Source organism: Butyricimonas sp. RTP31003st1_G1_RTP31003_210430 (genome assembly GCF_040920905.1).
GTDB lineage: Bacteria > Bacteroidota > Bacteroidia > Bacteroidales > Marinifilaceae > Butyricimonas > Butyricimonas paravirosa.
Map to the genome: position 1 here is coordinate 17,456 of NZ_JBCOSQ010000056.1, position 17,421 is coordinate 34,876.

Sequence of the window (17,421 nt, forward strand, 5' to 3'; positions counted from 1 at the left end):
CAGAACATGAAACTCTTAGATGAATTTAAAGCTTTTGCCCTGAAAGGGAATGTGGTAGATATGGCCGTCGGTATCATTATCGGTGGTGCATTCGGAAAAATCGTATCATCATTGGTCAGTGACATCATCATGCCCCCTATCGGAATGCTTGTCGGTGGCATGAATTTTTCCAATTTACACATCGTGTTACAAAAAGCCCACATGAACGAGGCCACGGGAAAAATGGTCGAAGCCGTCACCCTCAACTATGGTAACTTTATTCAAACAACGATCGACTTTTTGATTATTGCATTCTCAATCTTTATCGCCATCAAATTCATGAATAAATTGAGAACGAAAAAAGAAGAAACCCCGGCACCAACCGCACCTCCTGCCCCATCGAAAGAAGAAGTACTATTGACTGAAATCCGGGACATCTTGAAAGACAAACATTGATAAAATTTTAGATTTTAAATTTTAGATTGAATTCTTAAATCTCTCAATCTAAAATTTAAAATCTAAAATTAACCTAGCGGATTTCCCCGATCTTACATACCTCAATAAATGAGGCTCCTTTACCATGCCCGAAACTTCCCCCGACAACCACCACGTAGTCATCAGCCTTAATGCCATTCTGCATCAACATTTCCGGCAGATCATTCATGAACTCATCCCGTGACATCGGTTTTTCAGTATAATAAGGATACACCCCGAACGAGAGTGCCAATTCACGCATAACCCGTTCATTATAGCACCGGGCGTAAACGGGCAAGTCACTCCGGAAAGCCGACAGATAACGGGCTGTACGTCCGGAAAGCGTGTCAACCACAATCGCCTTAATCGGTAACATTAATGCTGTTTTCACTGCCGAACGAGCCAACGCCGCCGTAATCTCGTTATTTATACGGACCAGACTTCTCCCCGCATCCGGCGGAACTGTTCCCTCATTCTCCTCTGCCACTTCACGCATCACGGTTACCGCTTCCTCTGGATACGCTCCGTAAGCCGTTTCCCCACTTAACATGATCGCATCCGTACCCATGTAAATGGCATTCGCAATATCACTGATTTCCGCACGAGTCGGCCTAGGATGCTCAATCATCGTGTGTAGCATCTGCGTGGCAATAATCACGGGTTTTTTACTCTCAATACATTTCTTAACAATATATCGTTGAATCTTAGGGATTTTCTCAGCCTCGATCTCGATCCCCAAATCTCCGCGGGCAACCATCACCCCGTAAGCGTAATCCAGAATCTCGTCAATATTATCCACACCCTCTTGATTCTCGATCTTGGCTATGACCTTAATCTTACTTCCCCGGGCATCCAGAATAGCCTGTATCGCCATAACATCCTCCTTATTGCGCACGAAGGAGTGAGCTATAAAATCCAGATTATTATCTATTGCAAAATCAATAAACGCCCGGTCCTTATCACTCAAAGATTTCAATTTCAAGGAAGCTCCCGGTACATTTACACTCTTACGATTCTTAATGACAGCCTCATTAGTCACCATCATTTTCAAATAATGATCTTTTTTCTCGACAACAATCAACTCCACATCCCCGTCGTCCACCAACACCTTGTCTCCCACTTTTATATCTTCAGCAAAATAAGGATAGGACACGTGAATCAATTTCCCATCCATCTTCAACTCCGGATCTCCTGTCAAATAAACCGTTTCTCCCCGATCTACATGCATCGGTTCATCCATAAGCATCGTTCTCACTTCCGGTCCCTTCGTGTCGATCAAGATGGCTATATTATCCGAAACTTTCCGAACATTCTCCACTACCTTCAACGCCTGCTCCATATCCTGATGAGCAGTATTTAACCGTACCACGTTCATCCCGGCACGATATAACTTCTCTAAAAACTCTACCTCACATCTTTTGTCAGATATGGTAGCCACAATCTTAGTCTTTTTCATATCATTAATAATAATAGTTATTCTTTGCGTATTTCCCCAACTTGTAATGTGGCGAAACTGCTCACATAAAAGCCTGTAACGCCAGTTCGTAGGATTTCAATCCGAAACCGGCAATTACCCCCCGGCAAACAGGTGTTAGGAAAGAAACATGACGGAATATTTCCCGTTTTGCCGTGTTAGAAATATGAACCTCGATCACGGGACAGGGAATCGCCGAAATAGCATCTGCGATAGCAATCGAAGTATGCGTGTAAGCTCCCGCATTCAAAATAATCCCGTCATAGGAGAATCCCACTTCATGAATTTTATTGATAAGCTCCCCCTCCACGTTCGACTGGTAATAATCAATCTCGACCATCGTGTAGAAATCTCTCAGCCCCGACAAGTACTCCTCGAAAGAGGTTTCCCCGTAAATATTTTTTTCTCTGATTCCCAAAAGATTAAGATTGGGACCGTTTAAAATCAATATCTTCATATTCACCGTTTTTACTCAATACAAAATTAACAAAAAAAACGATGAGACCGGACATTTCAAGCCGGATTTAGGTATTAAATTTCGATTACAAGGTCTAATAATAAAAATTATGAGTGTTAAACTTGACAAAACTGTTACAACTCAAAGAAAAAACTTATACCTTTATCTGGCAAAAATCTATCAGAATACTCTTGAGATAGGTTTAAAGTGGTGAATTAGAATTTGTATTATTTATTTTGTAACACAGCTAAAAATGACTTGGAACGAAGCGATAGATAGTTTTCGGACTTATTTGATTTTAGAAAAATCACTATCAACCAACTCGGTGGAAGCTTATTTGAATGACATCAGAAAGCTGGGAGCCTATTGTGAACAACGGACACCTACATTGAATCCGAAAGAAGTGTCCTATGACGTATTAAACGAGTATATTTCCGCCTTGAAAGACACTGGGGTTACCCCCCGTACTCAAGCTAGAAGTATATCCAGTATCAAATCTTTCTTCAAGTATTTGTTATACGATGGAGCCATCGGGCTTAACCCGGCAAACTCGCTTGATGCACCAAAAATCGGACGTACCCTTCCTAGCGTCCTCAGCGTCGAAGAAATTGAAGCCATGATTAACGCTGTGGATCTGACCAAACAAGAAGGACAACGTAATAAAGCAATCCTCGAGACATTATATTCTTGTGGTTTACGAGTATCTGAACTTGTCAACTTGAAATTATCACAAATTAACTTCCGAACAGGATACATCAAAATCGAGGGGAAAGGAAACAAGGAACGGATTGTTCCACTGGGAGCGAAAGCAAAAGACGAGATCCGTTGCTATTTGAAAAAAGATCGCGACAAAATGAAAAAAGCAAGAGGGTTCGAGGATATTCTCTTTTTAAACAAGATGGGAAAATCTCTTTCCCGCGTGATGATATTCAATATTATCAAGGAAACAGCACTCCGTGCCGGCTTGAACAAAGTGGTATCCCCACACACCTTCCGCCACTCATTTGCCTCTCACTTGGTAAACGGTGGTGCGGACATTCGCACGGTTCAAGATATGCTGGGACACGAATCTATTCTGACAACGGAAATTTACACGCACCTGGATAACTCATATCTCCGGGATACAATCACAAATTTCCACCCCAGAGCGAAGAAATCCCGCAAATGATCCTTATATTTGTATCCAATACCCGAAAAGTATTGGATACAAATATTTAGAAACACATGGAAAACAAACAAGATATATTGAAACAATTGTCCAGCAATGACATGGACATCGTTAGAGGGGCTATTGAACAAATCAAACAAGAAGGTGATATTTCCATCGTCCCCGAATTACTGGACATCCTGTTACAAAATCAGGACACGAACATCATTACCAACCTCACGGCCTTACTCTCGGACGTGAAAGAATCGGACTTCAAAACGGTCTTAATGGACAAATTGATCAACGCTCCCGAAGGTAGCGGAAAAGCCAATTTATTACGCATATGCTGGGAATCAGCTATCGATTTTTCAGAATATCTAGATGTGTTCGTTGATATGTTATTGCGTGAAGACTTCATCGCAGCATTAGAAGCCTCCACCGTCATTGAAAACCTACACGGTAACATCCCTGAAGAAAAAATCCATATAGCCATTCAACGTTTAAAATCCGAAAGTAACGAAGACAACGCTTTCTTATTAGAAGGCACCATCCCTCACTTGGAAGAAATGCTCCTCAAAAAAGATGAAGAGGATGAAGAAGAACATCATCACGACCACGGACACGATTGTAGTTGCCATTGTCATGATTAGTTTGCCCGCAACAAGATTATCTATCGCGTGATTTAATGATTTCAGATTAGGTGATTATAGAATCGCTGAATCATTTAATCGGCAATCACTAAATCTTTGAATCATTCAATCTAAAATCTAAAATTAATAAAGCCACTCTTTCACCTGTTCGACCTTCTCATCCAATGGCATATTTCCATCCAGCCATTTGATCTCGAACCCGTCCCGTTCCATTTTACGGAACCAGGTCATTTGTCTCTTGGCAAACTGATGAATGGCAATATTCAATTGCTCCACCATCTCGTCATAAGTCAACTCTCCGGTAAGATACAAGGTAAGATATTTATACTCTAGCCCGTAATATATCAAATCTTCCGGTTTTATTCCCCGATCAAGCAACCCCTTCACCTCATCGATCATTCCTGCCTGCAAGCGGGCGTGTAAACGTTCTGTAATCCGCTTTCGACGAGTCTCACGATCAAACAGAACCCCGACAATCAAAGATCGGATCTCCGGGAACTCCCCTTTCACGGGTTCATGTGTAATATAATACTCGGCAATCTCAATAGCCCGAATCGCCCGCTTTACCGTGTCCGTATCCGTTGTGTTGTGCAAGGAACGATAGGAAGACAATATATCGGATAATTCCGCCAACGACTTACAGGCCAATCGTTCCCGTAATTCGGGATTTTCCGGAACAGGAGTCATCCGGTAAGCTTTCAAAATGGATTCCACGTACAAACCACTTCCCCCGCACAACACGGGGAAAACACCCCTACGTTCACAATCCTGCCACACTTTTAAAAACTCCTGCTGATACATGAACAGATTAAAACGAAACCCAGCGTCGGCAATATCAATTAAATGATAAGGCACAGACGTACCTTCGTGGACATACTCGTCTAGGTCCTTCCCCGTACCTAGATCCATACCACGATAAATTTGTCTCGAATCGGCTGAAATAATCTCTCCTTTCAATTCTGCAGCCAAACGTACCGCTAAAGAGGTCTTTCCCGTGGCCGTAGCCCCTAAGATGGTCAGTAAATTATACATGAATATTGCTCTATGATGATACCTGTTTATCTTTCCCGACAAAGATAGTTTTAAAAGTCGCAAGATTTATCTTCCTACCTATTTTTTTCACCGTGTTAACACCAACTAATACCAAAAAGTGTTATATTTGAAAGCGACAAATAATACTACTTATTCAAAAAAATTATAAAACAGCAACTATGATAAACGATGACATCATTCGCTTAAGAGCTTTAGAACCTGAAGACTTAGAATGTCTGTATCAATGGGAAAATGATATGGATTTATGGGAAGTCAGTGACACGCTTACCCCCTTCTCCCTGTTCACGTTAAAGAAATACATCGAAACTTGTCATCTGGATATATATACCACCAAGCAACTTCGCTTGATGATTGAAAGAGTGGATACAAATGCCCGGATTGGATTAGTTGATCTCTATGATTTCGATCCATATCATCAACGTGCCGGTATCGGAATCATGATCCACAATACTGAAAACCAAAAACAGGGGTTCGCAACAGCCGCTATCCGTCTGATGATCGACTATTGTTTCGAAACACTGGGACTAAACCAGATTTACAGTAGCGTCCCCAGCGGAAACATTGGTAGCCGCAAACTTTTCGAGAAACTCGGTTTTGTACAGACCGGATACCGGAAAAACTGGCTCCGCCGGGGAAATGGCTGGGAAGACATTGTATATTTCCAACTACTAAATCAATAAACCAAATCGAGGGGCTGTAAAACTACAGCCCCTTAAATTTATAAATTTAAACGGTTATGAAACACTCGTTATTACTAGTATGCCTATTCTCGGGATTCTTAACAAAAGCTGCTATCCCTGAGAAAACAATTCAAGCCACCATTACCAACATTCAGGCAAAAGGAGTTACTAACACAACCGCCATCGAAACCGGAGTACGACAAGTTGCCCACCTTTGGCAACCACAAGATGGCGCCGACTCCGAATTCCAAGAATTTTGCGTGAAAAACTATATCACCGACCCGGAACAAAAACAACAGGTATTCCAAAAGGTAAGTCATTACTTCGAGGCTTTATGGGGACATTTTAACGAAATCACGCTCCAACTTCAATTAAACTTGCATCAGGACAACGGCCCTCTTCACGACATAGATCCCATGTTCGGTGTTCACAGTCCCGGCTCTCATTTGATTAATGATTTTTACAACAATAAAATCGGCTTTATCATTGCCCTCAATTTCCCGGAAGTACCTTTACAGGAAAAAGAAAAACTAGGTAACGACCGTATGGCTTGGGCCTATGCTCGCCTCGGTGACGTGTTTACCCAACGGGTTCCGGCAGAACTAATCCAAGCTGGTGTGAAAGCGGAAAGTGATGCAGACGTGTATATTTCAAGTTACAACATTTATATGGGCCACGTGCTAAACGCCAAAGGACAAAAGCTTTTCCCCGAAGATAAAATTTTGCTTACTCATTGGAATTTAAGAGACGAAATCAAGGCCAACTACAACAAAGGGAAAGAAGGTTTGGACAAGCAACGTACCGTTTATGAGGTCATGAAACGGATTATCTCGCAGGAGATCCCCGTGCAAGTCATCAATTCCGGAGCTTACGACTGGAATCCTTACTCCAACACGCTCACCCAAAACGAACAAACCGCAACGGGCACCCCGGAGGCAACAGAACGTTATCAACGCATGTTAAATAACTTCCACGCTATGAAAGCCATCGACCCTTATGCCGGCAAAAATTTCATTGCAAGGAAGTTTTCGGGAGAAATGGAAGTGTCGGTAGAAGACGTAAAAGCTCTTTTCACCCAATTCCTCACTTCTCCGGAACTGAAAGAAGTCGGTAAGATCATCTCCAAACGCCTGGGCCGCAAGCTAGAAGCTTATGATATCTGGTACGACGGATTCAAACCCCGCAGCAATCTGGACGAAACCAAACTGGACTCCCAGATACAAAAACTTTACCCAAATGCAGAGGCCTTTAAAGCAGGGCTTCCCTCCCTGCTCACGCATCTGGGTTTCACCCCCGAGAGAGCAAACGAAATTTGTGACAAAATAGCCGTGGATGCCGCCAGAGGTTCAGGACATGCATGGGGAGCCGCCATGAAAGGCCAACAATCACACCTCCGCACTCGAATCCCGGCAGAAGGTATGAATTACAAGGGATACAACATTGCCGTCCATGAATTCGGTCACAACGTGGAACAAACTATTTCCATGTACAATGTAGACAATTTCATGATGGCCGGAGTTCCGAACACGGCTTTCACGGAGGCACTTGCCTTCGTGTTCCAAAAACGGGATCTACAATTACTGGGCATCGAAAATAATGACCCGGAAAAAGACAAGATGGACATTCTTGATAAATTCTGGAGCCTGTACGAAATTATGGGAGTCTCTATGCTCGACATCTCCATCTGGGAATGGTTGTACGCAAACCCGAATGCGACAGCCGAACAGTTAAAAGAAGCCACGATCAACTTATCAAAAGAAATATGGAATAAATACTATGCCCCTGTCTTCGGAAAAAAAGACGAAACGGTTCTAGCAATCTATTCCCACATGATCAGCTACCCGCTGTACCTGTCAGCTTATGCCTTCGGTCAAATCATCGAATTCCAGCTGGAAGACTATCTTAACGGTAAGAATTTCGCACAAGAAGTTGACCGCATTTACCGTCTGGGCCGTCTTACTCCCAACGAATGGATGATCCAAGCCACGGGCAACGACCTCAGCGTGGAACCCATGCTTCATGCTTTACAGAAAGTAATTAAAAAATAAATCTTCTTACTTTATAAGTAAATAGCCGATTGTACTAAAAGTTGCAATCGGCTATTTACTTATAAAACTATTTCACGTTTATTTGTTTTCTTTCTCGGTAATAATCAATTTATCATTCTCCTTATCATAACCGACATCCAGTTCCGTTCCCTCCGCAATACCTTTAATAATCACCTCGGCTAATTCATCCTCCAGGTATTTCTGAATAGCTCGTTTTAGCGGACGAGCCCCATACTGCGGGTCATATCCTTTCTCTATAATAAAATCTTTCGCCTCCTTCGAGATCGTGATCACCAAACCGAGATCGTTCACCCGCTTGAACAGACTCTTCAACTCGATGTCAATAATCTTGTAAATATCCTCTTTGGTCAAAGGATTAAACATGATAATATCGTCAATACGATTCAAGAACTCCGGCGAGAAGGCATTTTTCAACGCTTTCTGAACAACCCCTCTGGCATACTCGCTATTTCCTTCCATATTCTGGGAACCAAAACCGATTCCCCGGCCGAAATCCTTCAACTGACGGCTACCGATATTAGAAGTCATGATCACGATCGTGTTCTTGAAATCCACTTTTCGCCCCAGACTATCAGTCAACTGCCCGTCGTCCAACAACTGCAACAGAATGTTGAACACATCCGGATGAGCCTTTTCGATCTCATCCAGCAACACGACAGAATACGGTTTACGACGTACTTTCTCGGTCAACTGCCCGCCTTCCTCGTATCCCACGTACCCAGGAGGCGCTCCTACCAGTCGGGACACGGCGAATTTTTCCATGTATTCACTCATGTCAATTCGGATTAACGCATCCTCGGTATCAAACAAGTAACGGGCCAGCACCTTGGCTAACTGTGTCTTTCCGACACCTGTCGGACCCAAGAAAATAAATGAACCGATTGGACGATTCGGATCTTTCAGCCCGGCACGATTCCTGTGTATGGCTTTCACGATTTTCTCGATCGCCTCCTTCTGTCCGACAACACTTTCGCTCAATTCATCATGCATCTGCAACAACTTCATCCCCTCGGTCTTGGCAATACGTTTCACCGGAACCCCGGTCATCATGGCCACCACCTCGGCAATATGCTCCTCGGTCACGGTCACCCGGTTTTCCTGCAAATCCCGTTCCCAATTTATTTTCTCTTCTTCCAATTGTTTCAACAACTGCCGTTCCTTATCCCGGAAAGCGGCTGCCACCTCGAAATTCTGTTGTTTCACGGCCTCCTTCTTCTTTTCCTTCACCTTCTCCACATCCTTCTCCAACTGTTCGATAATCGGCGGTACGTTTATATTGGAAATATGCACTCTCGATCCAGCCTCATCCAAGGCATCTATTGCCTTATCCGGCAAAGCCCGGTCGGAGATATAACGGGTAGTTAATTTCACGCAGGCCTTGATCGCCTCGTCCGTGTAACGCACGTTATGATGATCCTCGTAACGAGATTTTATATTATTCAGAATCTCCACCGTCTCGTCAAACGAGGTCGGTTCCACCAGCACCTTCTGAAAACGACGTTCCAAAGCACCGTCCTTCTCTATATTCTGGCGATACTCGTCCAGCGTCGTCGCCCCGATACATTGAATTTCTCCACGAGCCAACGCCGGTTTCAACATATTGGCCGCATCCAGATTACCCCCGGAACCTCCGGCCCCGACAATCGTGTGAATCTCATCAATAAACAAAATAATATTCCGGTTCTTCGCCAGCTCGGCAAGAATCGCTTTCATACGTTCCTCGAATTGGCCCCGGTACTTCGTACCTGCCACGATAGAAGCTATATCCAGCGAAATCACTCGCTTGTCAAACAGAACCCGTGATACCTTCTTCTGAACGATACGCAGAGCAAGCCCCTCGGCAATAGCCGATTTACCCACCCCCGGATCACCAATCAACACCGGGTTATTCTTCTTACGACGGCTTAGGATCTGTGCCAGACGTTCGATCTCTCGGTCACGTCCCACGATCGGGTCCAAAGCCCCCTCTTCTGCGGCTTTCGTGATGTCATTCCCGAAATTATCCAGTACGGGAGTATCGGATTTGGAAGAAACAGGACCTCCCTGACGATAAGGATTATACATGGAAGATTCATCGTCTCCGTCCTCCGGATCATCCCCCTCGTCATTAAATTCGGATTGCATCCGCATCTTCTCTTTTAGCACGGCCTCTTTAAAGATGTCGTAATCTATATTCATTGTTTTAAATAACTTCGTCACAAAGCCCGCTTGATTCCTCAATATTGCCAACATCACGTGTTCCGAGTCCAGTTCATCATCCCCCAGATCCCACGCCTCGTCGGACACACGTTTCAACACGCTATTCGCCGCTAATGTAAAGTCAAGACTTTCCACTTTATCGGATTTATAACGTTTCCCCTCCAGGCGTTGTTCTATCTTATCTTTCACCTCGTAAAAATCCAGCCCTAAAGACATCAATATATCAATCGCCCTTCCACTTCTCAACTTCAACAATCCCAAAAACAAATGCTCTGGATAAATTTTAGAATTCCCCAGTCGCTTTGCTTCCTCTCCTGCCGAAGTCATGATCTGTTTTAGTCGTCTCGTATCTTCTTTTCCCATATTTTCAATGCCGCCCTTCCACGGCTTTACTTGTTACTTTTTTATTTATCGTAAAGATAAACTATATACTTTAATATTCAAAATAAGCCCACAAGCATTTACAACGTATAAAATATACCAATCTTTATGAACCCATTAATGTATTAAACTCTTTTTCGGTCAAAATAGTTACATTTAACTTCTGCGCTTTTTGCAATTTACTCCCGGCATTCTCCCCCGCCAAAAGATAAGTCGTCTTATTAGACACTGAATCACTGACTTTTCCCCCAGCTTTCAAGATCATTGCCTTAAAATGCTCACGTGGCAACGAAAGAGTTCCCGTGATCACGAAGGTTGTGCCGGCCAATTGATCGGATTCACCCTCTTCCCCCTGTATTGTCCCGCTAATACCATATTGCAAAAAGCGTTCCATCATCTCCCGGTTCTCCGTTCTTTCGAAATAACGGAGAACGCTACCGGCCATCTGATCCCCAATATCCTCGACCTCCGTCAACTGTTCAAACGTTGCGTCCATCAACTTCCGGATGTCCTTAAAATGACGGGCCAGATTCCTCGATGCAGTCTCCCCGATATAGCGAATCCCCAGAGCATTAATGAATTCCGGCAAATTCCGTTGTTTCGATTTCTCGATTCCGGCGATAAGATTATCCACCGACTTTTCCTGTAAACGATACACGCTCAAGGTATTCATTTTCCGGATAAACTTTTCTTTTCCCTGTAAAAAACGATACACTCGCTCGGCATCCTCACGTGACATTTCGTCAGTCTCCGCAATCTCATCCAGTGTCGCCGTGTAAAGACGATAAACATAGTCGAACTTAACAGACAGTAATTCAGCCTTATGAAAATCAATCCCGGGTATATCCAACGCATAAATCACCACATCCAACGGCAGCATATCCACTTCTCCGGCCTGCTTTAAACGCTCCAGCGGTTCATTAAATGGCATTCGGAAATACTCCAGCATTTTATTGATATTCTTTTCCCGGTCACCGGGGAATTGCAGGTTTCCGACAGCCATCAACTCCTCTTTCGAGACCCCGGCCAATTTCGTCAGACTACCGAAATGTTCTGCCAAAACATCCGCATTTTTGGCAGACATATTCTTCATCCCGATCTCAAAAGCATAAATCACTTTCCCCAACGGAATACTGGTCATCACGTAACTCTCCGGGTAAAGAATCTTTTCCAACCCGATCAACTCCTCCCGACGGGACGGCAGAGTATAAATATCCGCAACATCCCGAATAAACCCTTTCGTCAGCAATAAATCAATGGTTTCACCCCCCATTCCCTCTATATCCATTGCCTTCCGGCTCACGAAATGTTCCAGTTTCCCAGCTATCTGCGGGGGACAGTGATCCTCATTCGGGCAATAATGATTTGCCTCTCCTTCATTACGAATCAACGGAGTACCACATTCCGGACAATGCGTAATAAACTCGATTACCGGGGCATCTGCCACTCTCTTTTCCACGTCCACCCCCACAATCTTCGGGATAATCTCTCCCCCTTTCTCCACGTACACCATATCGTGTAGGTGCAAATCCAGTTCCCGGATAATATCTTCATTATGCAGAGAGGCCCGTTTCACGGTAGTCCCCGCAATATGAACGGGTTCCAGATTAGCCACCGGGGTAATCGAACCGGTACGTCCCACCTGGTAATCCACGCTAAGTAACCGGGTCTCCACCCGCTCCGCCTTGAACTTGTAGGCCACCGCCCACCGGGGAGATTTCGCCGTGTATCCCAACTGCAACTGCTGCCTGATACTGTTCACCTTAATCACAATCCCGTCAATCGGCACCGGGAGATTCTTCCGTTCCACATCCCATTTGTGAATAAAATCAAGAATCTCGTCTATATTGTGACATAATCCGATATACGGGGGAATATTAAACCCCCATTCCCTCGCTTTCATTAAATTCCCGTAATGTGTCGGGGTCAGCGTGATTTCTCCCGGCACGTAATATAAATAACAATCCAACTGCCGCTTGGCAACAATGGAAGAATTCTGTAACTTCAACGTACCCGCTGCCGCATTCCGCGGGTTGGCAAATAAAGCCTCGCCCGCCTCCAGCCGTTCCTCGTTCAATCGATTGAACACGGCAAAAGGCATTAAAATCTCCCCCCGAATCTCGAACTCCGCGGGATAATCCTCCCCCAGCATATGCAATGGAACCGTTCGAATGGTTCGTACATTAGTTGTCACATCGTCCCCCTTCACGCCATCACCCCTCGTCACCGCCACCTGCAAATTCCCATCTTCATAGCGCAGGCTGATAGACGTCCCGTCATACTTTAACTCGCAGACATACTCCACGTCATCTCCCCCGATACCTTTTCGCACCCGTTCATCAAAATCCCGGATTTCCTGTTCGCTATACGTGTTCGCCAATGACATCATGCCATATTTATGCGCCACCTGCACAAACTCATTCGTCGTATCATTCCCCACCCGCTGCGTCGGTGAATTCGGATCAAACATTTCCGGATGCTCCGCCTCCAAGCGTTCCAGCTCATGCATTAACTCATCAAACTTCTGATCGGTAATTACCGGCTCATTCTTCACATAATACAGGTAGTTGTAATACTCCAACAACTTTCTCAACTCAACAATTCTATCCATAAACAGTTTCAAGTTACAAGTTTTTTCAACTTTCCGTCTCCTCCCCTCCACTCCTCTTTACACAAGAGGAACGCTAATTACCAAGCGGTTTTCCCTCCCGTGCAAGGAGGGAACAGGGGAGGTCGTTATTCTTATCGTAAACTTTTCTAATACTCTCATCGTGTACAAAGATAATCGTTCTTGATGGAGATTGTGGGAAAAAATAATTATTTTAGCGGAATAATTTTATAAAAAAATAAACTACAAGCTGCTACACATGAGACACAAACATACCTCGTTTTTCTTAAATTCCCTGACAATAGGCATATTACTTATATTCACACTTGTCACTCCCGGTAAAGCCCAATTTGTCGATCTCGGGCAAGACCCGTGCAGTACCCGCTGGCGACAAATCAAAACGGATAACTTCCAGATCATCTACCCTGATTTCTTCGAGGATAACGCACAATATCTGGCAAATATTTACGAGAAACTATACGCCCACGCCAATACCCTCGGCATCAAACCCAAAAGAATGTCCATGATCGTACGGGCTAATGGTGGCGTATCAAACGGGAACGCGGGCTGGGCTCCCAAAAAGAGTGAACTCTACACGGCTCCCCCGCAGGATGTCAGCGACGCTTGGCTGGAACACCTATGTATTCATGAATTTCGTCACATTGTACAATACGACAAGGTGAACCAAGGTTTCACCAAAGCATTATATTACATCTTCGGGGAGCAAATCACGATGGCTGTCATCGGGGTATATGTACCCATGTGGTTCCTCGAAGGGGATGCCACCGTATTCGAAACCTCTGTCGGGAAAAGCGGACGGGGACGTTCACCCGAATTTCTCAATGAAATGAAAGCCCAGGTCACGGAAAAAGGGATTTACACCTACTACAAGGCCGTCCTCGGCTCCTACAAGGATTTTGTTCCCAACCACTACGCCCTTGGTTATTACATGGTCGGGAACAGCCGTGTTCACTACGGTCCCGACATCTGGCAAGATGCCCTCTCCCGGGTTGGAAAACGTCCTTACGGGATCACGCCTTTTGCCCGCAGCCTCAAACTCACGATGAACGAAAAACGAGACTCCATCTGGTCATCCCGTCATTTCCAGTCCCTTTTCGTCAATCCTGACAGCGTGAAACAAGCCAACACCCATTGTGATGCCAAACGCACGCTCTACCGGGATAACTTCAGCGAACTCCAACAAATATGGAAACAAGAGTCCGACCAAGTACCCCACTCATTCGATACCATCACGACCGCAAACAAGATATACACGAACTACCATTACCCGACAGCCACCCCAACCGGACAAATCATTGCCTACAAGGAAGGATTGGCTCAAGAAGGAGCCTTGGTCATCCTACACCCGGACAAGGACGAGATCATCACCCGAACGGGAATCCTGTATGATTATAAATTTGCCTACCAAAACGAAACACTCGTGTGGTCCGAGTACAAATACCATCCCCGCTGGGAACACGGGGGCAAAATGGTTCTCGCCAGCTATGACCTACGCCATAAAAAATATCACCGCTATCCCACCCGGCAGAACGGGTACGCACCCTTTGCCGTAAATGGGAACTGGGGTTTCGTGGAAGTTGACAAAGAAGACAATGCCTCCATCGTGATCCTTGACAACACGTTCCAAAAAGAAATATTCCGGGTAAAAGGCTCTGGAGACGAGTTATTCGTGCATCCCTCCTATGACGGGAAAAACAATATCGTCACCGTGGTGGTATCTTCGAAAGGCAAACACCTCGAATCCATCGATATTCACACGGGCAAACGTACCCCGATCACCGCGTTCACCCCTTACGAGATTGACAATCCGGTTACCGTGAACGACCAGATTATATACCGGGGAGCTTTCGATGCCAACAACTCGTTCTACCGGCAAACCCAACCGCAAGAATTCGGTGCAAACATACTTAACTCCAAATTCGGCCTGCGCTACCCGATCGTTTCCCCGAACAAGGATTCACTTTTATTCTCGTTCTATACTTCCGACGGGTATAAACCGGGTAAAATTGCCATAAGCCAACTAGAAAACAAAATTATTAATCCCCAGACCTTCCGTATCGCCGACAGCGTGACACGACAAGAAAACTGGCAATTCGAACTAACCGCCGACTCCACCTATGCCAGTCGGAAATACAACAAAACAACCCACCTATTCAACTTCCATAGCTGGGGTCCCATCTTTCCGGATGCCGAAGACGTGGACATCGATTTCGGATTAGCGGTCAGCTCGCAAAACAAACTAAGCACCCTGTTCCTGACCGCGGGATTCGTGAGAGGAAAAGGTTACGAACACGGCAACTGGCAGGTAAAAGCCATCTACAAAGGATTCTGGCCCACCCTGCAACTGGAATTCAAGAGCGGACGCAATGACGATTTCATGCAAGATTACGCGATAAAAATCGTTCAAACCCAAGAAATCGACACGATTCGTACCATTTATAAATCACAACGCACGAAAGGAACAGCCACCGTACAATTTCCGTTTAACATTTCCCGGAAAAACTATTCTCGTTATATCATCCCTTACGTGAAATATGAAATTCAAGCCATACATTCGATAACACAGAGGCGTTCTTACCTGTTGGACCACAATCGATGGACCAGCCTCCCCTCCAACAAACCGTATAACTCCGCACTCGCAAACCCGGATGATGTAAAACTCCAGATCATGCGCTACGGGCTTGTCCTCAACAACCAAACCCGTACAAGTCAACGGGACATCTATCCCCGCTGGGGACAACGCCTAGAAATAGGATATGCCCACACGCCATTCGACGGATTGGACTACGGTGATACGAAATGGGCAGAAGGACGTTTGTATCTTCCCGGATTCTGGAAACATCATTCTTGGACGCTCTACTTCGGTCATCAACTGAAATCGGATAAAACAACCAACTACTACGGGAACCAGATTTACTCTCCCCGGGGAGCCTCTCTCTACGGGTACAACCTATCAACGTTGAAAATATCTTACGCCTTGCCGTTCTGGTACCCGGATGCCCACATCGGACCGCTTGTCTACATGAAACGGTTCACAGCAGAACCCTTCTTTGATACCGGTTGGGAGAAAAATCGCTATTGGAACAAAACCTATCACTCCTATGGCGTGGAAATTTCGGCCGACACCCATTTCTTCCGTCTCCCGTTCCCCGTAAACATCGGTTTCAGAACCGGATACGAAACAAAAAGCAACTCCATGTTTGTCGATATGCTCTTCTCGGTGGCCTTCACCATTTGATAGATTCAAAATATTCGGATTCCCAAACTTTGAGAATCCGATTTTTTTTGATTATCTTAGGAGCAATCAAAAAACAAACTTATGACTCTAAAGGAAATTGCTGCGTTATCAAATGCCCGGGTGATTCACGAAAACGGCCATCTCGACAAAGTCATCCGTCATGCTTTCGCTGCCGATTTGATGAGCGACGTCCTCCGGTTAGACACCAGCGAGATGATTCTCATCACGGGACTAGCCAACTTACAGGTGATTCGCACGGCAGAAATGTCTGACATCAGTTTCATTCTATTTGTTCGAGGAAAACAAGCCTCCCCCGATATGGTAGAATTAGCCAAAGAGTGTAACATCGCTATCTTACAAAGCAAGCAGAGCATGTTCAAAGTCTGCGGACTTCTGTACGAAGCAGGGCTAGAGCCCATTTATTAAAAACAAGCATTATGGAATTCAACTACAACATCGAAGGAGGAAACTTTTCACGTGCCGGTACTGCCTCAAGCGAGGTAAAAAAGATACTAAAACAACTTAACGTCAACCCTGCCGTTCTAAAACGAATCGTGGTTGCCCTCTATGAAGCAGAGGTAAACGTGGTTGCTCACGCCTACGAAGGAACCATGCAAGTGTCAATTGATCCCACTGTTATCACCGTCGTCATCAGCGACCGGGGTCCCGGAATACCGGATATAGACCTAGCCATGCAGGAAGGATATTCCACCGCCTCCCCCGAAGTCCGGGAAATGGGATTCGGAGCAGGAATGGGTCTCCCGAATATGCAGAAAAACTGTGATAAACTAACCATCGAATCCAAAGTAAACGAGGGAACAAAAGTCACGATGACTACTTTTTTTTAACTGCACGCGGCAGTTAAAAAAGTTACAGGTTACAAATTGAGCCTTCGGCTCTACAAGTTAAAAGACAAAAACTGAAAGATAAAAGAAGTTTAGAATGAAAAAGATTCCGTGATTGCCGATTCGATGATTGGGTGATTAAAATC

The 17,421-nt window shown here is 44.9% G+C and carries 13 protein-coding genes; 8 read left to right on the forward strand and 5 right to left on the reverse strand.

The window, feature by feature from the left end; genetic code table 11:
- Nucleotides 1-6 precede the first annotated feature (6 nt).
- On the forward strand, nt 7-435 hold the full coding sequence (gene mscL, locus AB5542_RS15700) for a large-conductance mechanosensitive channel protein MscL (RefSeq protein ID WP_117721508.1): 429 nt from the start codon (nt 7-9) through the stop codon (nt 433-435).
- A gap of 73 nt (nt 436-508) precedes the next feature.
- Here the strand turns inward: mscL and pyk are convergent, their stop codons facing one another.
- The gene (pyk, locus tag AB5542_RS15705; protein ID WP_117721445.1) at nt 509-1,909 is read right to left on the reverse strand and encodes a pyruvate kinase; all 1,401 of its coding nucleotides are present in this window, start codon (nt 1,907-1,909) and stop codon (nt 509-511) included.
- A 61-nt stretch (nt 1,910-1,970) separates the two neighbouring features.
- Nucleotides 1,971-2,384: a type II 3-dehydroquinate dehydratase gene (gene aroQ / locus AB5542_RS15710; protein WP_027199829.1), complete on the reverse strand. Its 414-nt coding sequence runs from the start codon at nt 2,382-2,384 to the stop codon at nt 1,971-1,973.
- A gap of 253 nt (nt 2,385-2,637) precedes the next feature.
- On the opposite strand from aroQ, the gene xerD reads away from it, so the two are divergent.
- Nucleotides 2,638-3,552, forward strand: a complete 915-nt coding sequence (gene xerD / locus AB5542_RS15715; RefSeq protein ID WP_027199830.1) for a site-specific tyrosine recombinase XerD — start codon at nt 2,638-2,640, stop codon at nt 3,550-3,552.
- A gap of 56 nt (nt 3,553-3,608) precedes the next feature.
- A complete protein-coding gene (locus AB5542_RS15720; RefSeq protein WP_340279272.1) occupies nt 3,609-4,181 on the forward strand; it encodes a hypothetical protein in 573 nt (190 codons plus the stop codon).
- Nucleotides 4,182-4,304: 123 nt separating this feature from the next.
- On the opposite strand, the gene miaA is transcribed toward AB5542_RS15720, so the two are convergent.
- A complete protein-coding gene (gene miaA / locus AB5542_RS15725) occupies nt 4,305-5,213 on the reverse strand; it encodes a tRNA (adenosine(37)-N6)-dimethylallyltransferase MiaA (RefSeq protein WP_027199832.1) in 909 nt (302 codons plus the stop codon).
- Nucleotides 5,214-5,392: 179 nt separating this feature from the next.
- On the opposite strand from miaA, the gene AB5542_RS15730 reads away from it, so the two are divergent.
- Together AB5542_RS15730 and AB5542_RS15735 are read left to right on the forward strand one after the other, a co-directional pair.
- Nucleotides 5,393-5,914: a GNAT family N-acetyltransferase gene (locus AB5542_RS15730; protein ID WP_027199833.1), complete on the forward strand. Its 522-nt coding sequence runs from the start codon at nt 5,393-5,395 to the stop codon at nt 5,912-5,914.
- 56 nt (nt 5,915-5,970) lie between these two features.
- Nucleotides 5,971-7,962 (forward strand): hypothetical protein, encoded by a 1,992-nt coding sequence (locus tag AB5542_RS15735; RefSeq protein WP_368243194.1) that lies wholly within the window; start codon nt 5,971-5,973, stop codon nt 7,960-7,962.
- 78 nt (nt 7,963-8,040) lie between these two features.
- On the opposite strand, the gene AB5542_RS15740 is transcribed toward AB5542_RS15735, so the two are convergent.
- Together AB5542_RS15740 and ligA are read right to left on the reverse strand one after the other, a co-directional pair.
- Nucleotides 8,041-10,545: an ATP-dependent Clp protease ATP-binding subunit gene (locus AB5542_RS15740; protein WP_027199835.1), complete on the reverse strand. Its 2,505-nt coding sequence runs from the start codon at nt 10,543-10,545 to the stop codon at nt 8,041-8,043.
- A 124-nt stretch (nt 10,546-10,669) separates the two neighbouring features.
- Nucleotides 10,670-13,174, reverse strand: a complete 2,505-nt coding sequence (ligA, locus tag AB5542_RS15745) for an NAD-dependent DNA ligase LigA (RefSeq protein ID WP_034501680.1) — start codon at nt 13,172-13,174, stop codon at nt 10,670-10,672.
- 256 nt (nt 13,175-13,430) lie between these two features.
- On the opposite strand from ligA, the gene AB5542_RS15750 reads away from it, so the two are divergent.
- The 3 genes from AB5542_RS15750 to AB5542_RS15760 all read left to right on the forward strand — a co-directional run bounded on the left by AB5542_RS15750 (nt 13,431) and on the right by AB5542_RS15760 (nt 17,278).
- Nucleotides 13,431-16,430 (forward strand): hypothetical protein, encoded by a 3,000-nt coding sequence (locus AB5542_RS15750; RefSeq protein ID WP_340279279.1) that lies wholly within the window; start codon nt 13,431-13,433, stop codon nt 16,428-16,430.
- 81 nt (nt 16,431-16,511) lie between these two features.
- A complete protein-coding gene (locus AB5542_RS15755; protein WP_027199838.1) occupies nt 16,512-16,856 on the forward strand; it encodes a DRTGG domain-containing protein in 345 nt (114 codons plus the stop codon).
- An 11-nt stretch (nt 16,857-16,867) separates the two neighbouring features.
- Nucleotides 16,868-17,278: an ATP-binding protein gene (locus AB5542_RS15760; protein WP_027199839.1), complete on the forward strand. Its 411-nt coding sequence runs from the start codon at nt 16,868-16,870 to the stop codon at nt 17,276-17,278.
- Nucleotides 17,279-17,421: the final 143 nt, after the last annotated feature.

What these genes read in the sequence shown, in the direction of transcription:
- mscL (WP_117721508.1), top strand. Translation starts at nt 7, where the DNA reads ATGAAACTCTTAGATGAATTTAAAGCTTTTGCCCTGAAAGGGAATGTG.
- pyk (WP_117721445.1), bottom strand. Translation starts at nt 1,909, where the DNA reads ATGAAAAAGACTAAGATTGTGGCTACCATATCTGACAAAAGATGTGAG.
- aroQ (WP_027199829.1), bottom strand. Translation starts at nt 2,384, where the DNA reads ATGAAGATATTGATTTTAAACGGTCCCAATCTTAATCTTTTGGGAATC.
- xerD (WP_027199830.1), top strand. Translation starts at nt 2,638, where the DNA reads ATGACTTGGAACGAAGCGATAGATAGTTTTCGGACTTATTTGATTTTA.
- AB5542_RS15720 (WP_340279272.1), top strand. Translation starts at nt 3,609, where the DNA reads ATGGAAAACAAACAAGATATATTGAAACAATTGTCCAGCAATGACATG.
- miaA (WP_027199832.1), bottom strand. Translation starts at nt 5,213, where the DNA reads ATGTATAATTTACTGACCATCTTAGGGGCTACGGCCACGGGAAAGACC.
- AB5542_RS15730 (WP_027199833.1), top strand. Translation starts at nt 5,393, where the DNA reads ATGATAAACGATGACATCATTCGCTTAAGAGCTTTAGAACCTGAAGAC.
- AB5542_RS15735 (WP_368243194.1), top strand. Translation starts at nt 5,971, where the DNA reads ATGAAACACTCGTTATTACTAGTATGCCTATTCTCGGGATTCTTAACA.
- AB5542_RS15740 (WP_027199835.1), bottom strand. Translation starts at nt 10,545, where the DNA reads ATGGGAAAAGAAGATACGAGACGACTAAAACAGATCATGACTTCGGCA.
- ligA (WP_034501680.1), bottom strand. Translation starts at nt 13,174, where the DNA reads ATGGATAGAATTGTTGAGTTGAGAAAGTTGTTGGAGTATTACAACTAC.
- AB5542_RS15750 (WP_340279279.1), top strand. Translation starts at nt 13,431, where the DNA reads ATGAGACACAAACATACCTCGTTTTTCTTAAATTCCCTGACAATAGGC.
- AB5542_RS15755 (WP_027199838.1), top strand. Translation starts at nt 16,512, where the DNA reads ATGACTCTAAAGGAAATTGCTGCGTTATCAAATGCCCGGGTGATTCAC.
- AB5542_RS15760 (WP_027199839.1), top strand. Translation starts at nt 16,868, where the DNA reads ATGGAATTCAACTACAACATCGAAGGAGGAAACTTTTCACGTGCCGGT.